Origin of the sequence: Hydrogenimonas sp., from assembly GCF_029932565.1 — a bacterium.
Taxonomy (GTDB): Bacteria; Campylobacterota; Campylobacteria; order Campylobacterales; family Hydrogenimonadaceae; genus Hydrogenimonas.
This window is the reverse complement of record NZ_JAOZPV010000102.1, coordinates 1-4,825: the sequence shown is the minus strand read 5'-3', so window position 1 is coordinate 4,825 and position 4,825 is coordinate 1. Positions and strand designations below refer to the sequence as shown.

The following is a 4,825-nucleotide window of genomic DNA, read 5'->3' as shown; positions in this document are numbered from 1 at the left end:
AAGCGGAACTATTCGTCCAGCGTTATGGCGGCAACCGCATCATGGATTTCGATACGGTCTCCCAAAAAGGATACGGCCTGATCAAATTTCTCGATCTTTGAGAATTAATCGATAATTAACAGAGTTTGGATATTATGGGTTCTGATACAGTCGTGAGGAGTGTTTGGATGAAAAAATGGATCGTGATAGTCTCGTTGATAATTGGCTTCTCTCTCTCGGCCCAGGCGACGCCGTTTAGCAAGACGGCTACCGGTCAGCCGGAATTGATACAGCAGGGTGCGCAGAAGATGTGGTGTTCTGTCTGCGGCATGAACCTCAAAATGTTCTATAAAACGTCGCATGCCGTCGTGCTGAAAGACGGCACGAAAAAACAGTATTGTTCGATCCGCTGTCTGGCTGCGGATTGGCCCAATATTTCAGATAAAGTAGAAAAAATTCTCGTCGTCGATGCAAAGCGGGAAAAACTGATCGATGCAAAGCGTGCCCACTATGTCGTCGGTTCGAAAATCAAAGGCACGATGAGTATGACGAGCAAGATTGCATTCGCATCAAAAGAGGATGCGGAAGATTTTCGGAAACAATACGGTGGAAAAATCGTCGATTTCGAAACCGCATTCGATATGGCGAAGGCGAGTCTCGTGAAAGATTCGATGATGGTTGCGAAGAAAAAAGAGAGCAGAATGTACCCGATGGGTGAGAAGATCTATAAAAAGATGTGTCAACCGATCGATATCTCCAAGTTTGCGCAAATCAACGAACTGAAAGCCGCCATCCGAAACGAGAAACTCTGCAAACCGATGAAAGAGAAGCAGCTTCAGGCTGTCGCGCTCTATCTCTGGGATGTTCAGGGCGGCCACGCCAAGAGTTCTGCAGTCTCATCTATGCATGGCGGGGAAGGTGAAGGTCCCGATTTGAGCAAACAGGACAAGTGTCCCGTTTGCGGTATGTTCGTTTACAAACATCCCAAATGGGCCGCATTCATTTACTACGAAGATCATGGAAAGCTGGCACATTTGGCGTTCGACGGTGTCAAAGATTTGATGAAATTCTATTTTGAACCGGAGAAATGGGGTGATTACGGCAATATCCGAGCCCATATCAAAAAGATCGTTGTCCGTGACTACTATACACTGAAACCCGTCTGGGCCAAAACAGCATACTATGTGGTCGGCAGTGACGTCTACGGACCGATGGGCAATGAACTGATTCCGTTCAAGACGAAAGAGGCGGCCGAGAATTTTCTGAGAGATCACCATGGTCAGAAGATTTTGCGATTCGATCAGATTACAAAGGAACTCGTTTACAAACTGGATGAATAGACGGATCAGAAGTTTTTTCTTTGTTGCGGCGGCGCTGTCGCTGGTTTTGGCGGTAGAGATACTCTATTTTTCTCTGACCGGATCGGTGACAGCGGAGGGAACGAAAGAGCGCAGTACCTTTGTCCGATGGGTAAGGCTTCCCGATCTGAGTGTTTCGACGGAGGCCCGTTTCATCCGATTCCGTTCACTGGCCGATGTCTACTCTCCTTTTAACGAGAGTCCGGAACTTCTCGACTACTTTCCCGCGTCGTTCACCTATGCGCCTTCCGAAACGGAAGTCATGAATCCGTCGAAAATTGTCATCCAATGAAAAATCTCTTCGCATTCGCACTCAGCTCGTTGACACGGCGGGGAAGCAAAAACTTCTTCATATTCACGATTTTCACTCTGATGATCTTCATTCTCGCTGCCATTTTTACGATTACGCATGCGTTGAAGTCGGAAATGTTCATGACCCTCGATGCGCTTCCCGATATTACGGTGCAGCGTGTCGTGGCCGGCAAGCAGACCGATATCGAAGCCTCCAGAAGCGAAACGATTGCCGGAATGTTCGGGGTGGCCGATGCGGTGCCGAGAGTCTGGGGCTACTACTATTTCGCAAAAGCGGGCGTCAATTTCAGTATCGTGGGGGTCGAAGCCTTCGGAACATCCTATAAAAAATCGCTCGATGTCGTCGCGGAAACCTATGCCGACAGACTGATGGAAGAGAATACGATGATCGTGGGGCCGGGAGTCGCCGAAACGCTGAAACGTCATTTTTTCTCCGATTACTTCTATTTCGTCAAACCCGACGGCGATCTGAAGAAGGTGACGATCGCCGGAGTGTTCAAACCGTCGACGGTGCTGGAGAGCAACGACATCATCGTCATGGAGATCGGTCTGGTCCGTGACATTTTCGGCATGGACGATACGATGGCGACCGATATCGTCGTCCGTGTCGCCAATCCGGAGGAGATTCCGACCATTGCCAGAAAAATCAGTGAAATCTATCCCGATACCCGAGTCGTCACGAAAGAGGATCTGAAAATCAGTTATCAAAACGTTTTCGATTACAAAAGCGGTATCTTTCTGGCACTCTTCATCATTGCCATCTTTACCTTTTTCATTATCATTTACGACAAGGCGAGCGGGCTCAGCAGCGAAGAGAAACGCGAAATCGGTATTTTGAAGGCACTGGGGTGGAAAATCGGTGACATTCTGCAAGTCAAGTTTTTCGAAGCGATCGTCATCTCGTTCGGTGGCTATCTCCTGGCCGTGACACTGGCTCTGGGGTATGTGTTCGGTCTGGATGCACCGCTTATGCGTAGCCTTTTTATGGGATATTCGGTTCTGAAACCGCCCTTCGAACTCCCTTTCGTACTCGATGTCGGAACACTTGCACTGATCTTTTTTGCGACAGTTCCCGTCTATATCGCTGCGACTCTGATACCCTCGTGGAAGGCGGCGACACTCGAGGCGGACGAGGTGATCCGATGATTTGGTCATTGGTCATTGGTCATTGGTCATTGGGGGAGAGATGATAGAGGTTTTGAACGTTACCAAGGTCTTCAATCCGGGGCGGCCCAACGAGATGACGGCGCTGGAAGATGTCTCGTTTTCGGTCGGGGAGAACGAGCTCGTGATTCTCAAGGGGCCCAGCGGCAGCGGAAAGAGTACGCTCCTCTCGCTCATCGCCGCACTGCAGAAGCCCACGTCCGGTGAAGTGGTGGTCGAAGGGACGCGGGTAAGCAAACTCCCGGACGACTTCGCGGCGCTGTTTCGGCGGGAGAAGATAGGATTCATTTTCCAGAAATTCAACCTCATTCCGACTTTGAGCGTGTTTGACAATATCGTGACGCCGCTGATTCCGGAAAAGCTGGATGAGAGCGAACTGATGGCGAAGGCGGAGCGGGTGATGGAGGAGTTTTCCATTGCGCACAAACGCTACGAACCGGCAAAGAACCTCTCCGGCGGAGAACAGCAGCGTACTGCCATTGCCAGGGCACTGGTCAACGACCCTCCCATCATCCTGGCCGACGAACCTACCGCCAACCTCGACGCGAAACTCTCGGCCGCCTTTCTGGAGTATGTGCGCCGTATCAAGGAGGAGGGCAAGACAATCGTCATCGCCACACACGATCCGCTTTTTTTCGGTTTGGATATCGCCGACAGGGAAATCGAACTGCGGGACGGCAAGATAGTGAAGAGTGAAGAGTGAAGAGTGAAGAGTTGAGGTGTCCGCCGGCTATGCCGGCGAAACCCCCAATGACCAATGACCAATTACCAATGATCAGGTCCAAAGGAGCCCTTCCTTGAACCTGCTGAGTCCCGATGTCATCGCCATTCTGATGCTCGATGCCATTCTGTTTCTTTTTGCGCTGATCGCACTGGCGATCTCCGTACAGATCGTGCGGAAATGGGACAGGAGCGCAACGACACCGCTGCAGTATGCGCTGGAAAAACGGGCTTATCTTGTCGCGACGATCATCGAATACATCTTCTACCTGAAACTGCCGCTCTTCCTCTATTTCATCTATACGCTCGATCTGCTTTCGAACATTTTGCCCGGTGCGATGTGCGCGGCGGGAGTGACCAACGCCACGGTTTACGGGATGCCTCTTTTTGTCGTCAAAATTCTCGATCTCTATCTTTTCGGTCTCTGGATTGTCGTGCACAGGATCGATATGAACAAACCCGACTATCCGTTCACGAAACGCAAATTCTGGTTTTTCATGCTGATCTTTCCTCTTTTTGCTCTCGAAACGGCGTTGGATGTGGCACATTTCAACGGCATCAACCCCCACGTCATCGTCAGCTGCTGTGGCACACTCTTTTCGGCCGCCAAAACCTCTGCCGTCTCCGCGTTCATCACACTGCCGACGTCGGCCATACTGGTGCTTTTTTACGGCAACTTCTTTCTGATCGTCGTTTCATGGGTTTTCAAACGGTCCTTTTTCATGGCGCTTTTCAATCTCCTGTTCGTTCCCGTGTCGATCATCTCTTTGGTTGCCTTTTTCTCCACCTATGTCTATGAAATGCCCCACCATCACTGCCCCTTTTGCCTGCTGCAGAGCGATTACCACTATATCGGCTATCCGATGTATATGACACTCTTTTTCGGCACCTTTTTCGGTATCGCAGCATGGGTGGCGCAAAAGCTTGGATTCGATTCGTACGGACGCTGGATGCTCCGATCGTTCATTGGGGATATTTTATATGTTGCTTTGGTATCATACTATCCGATAAGTTTCTATCTGAAAAACGGGGTATGGCTGTGAAATGGTTCATGATAATCGTGTTGGCGCTTTTCATCGGGGGATGCAGCGGTGGGGGAGGAGATGCCGGCATTGAAAGTGTCGACGGAAAGGCTGTCGACTTTCGCCCGAACAGCGTCGTCTGTCCGCAGTGTCACATGGATGTCAAGTCTCTGACCGACAGTGCCGAACTGATTCGCGACGGCAAAGTGACGGTATTCGACGATCCGGGGTGTATGGTGCTCTGGATGGATGCCCACCATATCGATCCAA

General features: G+C 50.5%; 5 protein-coding genes and 1 pseudogene. All 6 read left to right on the top strand.

The features are described 5' to 3' along the window. Window positions 1–167 precede the first annotated feature (167 nt). Complete coding sequence (locus Q1K24_RS09220) at window positions 168–1,319, top strand: nitrous oxide reductase accessory protein NosL (protein WP_300369254.1); 1,152 nt, start codon at window positions 168–170, stop codon at window positions 1,317–1,319. Then, window positions 1,312–1,629 (top strand): hypothetical protein, encoded by a 318-nt coding sequence (locus Q1K24_RS09215; RefSeq protein ID WP_300369251.1) that lies wholly within the window; start codon window positions 1,312–1,314, stop codon window positions 1,627–1,629. The genes Q1K24_RS09220 and Q1K24_RS09215 overlap by 8 nt, the downstream gene beginning before the upstream one ends. After that, window positions 1,626–2,795, top strand: coding sequence for an FtsX-like permease family protein (locus tag Q1K24_RS09210; protein WP_300369248.1), 1,170 nt, complete (start codon window positions 1,626–1,628; stop codon window positions 2,793–2,795). Before Q1K24_RS09215 ends, Q1K24_RS09210 begins: the two co-directional genes overlap by 4 nt. Before the next feature lie 40 nt (window positions 2,796–2,835). After that, window positions 2,836–3,516, top strand: coding sequence for an ABC transporter ATP-binding protein (locus Q1K24_RS09205; protein ID WP_300369245.1), 681 nt, complete (start codon window positions 2,836–2,838; stop codon window positions 3,514–3,516). Window positions 3,517–3,610: 94 nt separating this feature from the next. Beyond that, a complete protein-coding gene (locus tag Q1K24_RS09200; protein ID WP_300369242.1) occupies window positions 3,611–4,576 on the top strand; it encodes a hypothetical protein in 966 nt (321 codons plus the stop codon). Beyond that, window positions 4,573–4,825, top strand: a pseudogene (locus Q1K24_RS09195) (hypothetical protein); the annotation flags it as partial. The gene Q1K24_RS09200 and the pseudogene Q1K24_RS09195, both read left to right, overlap by 4 nt.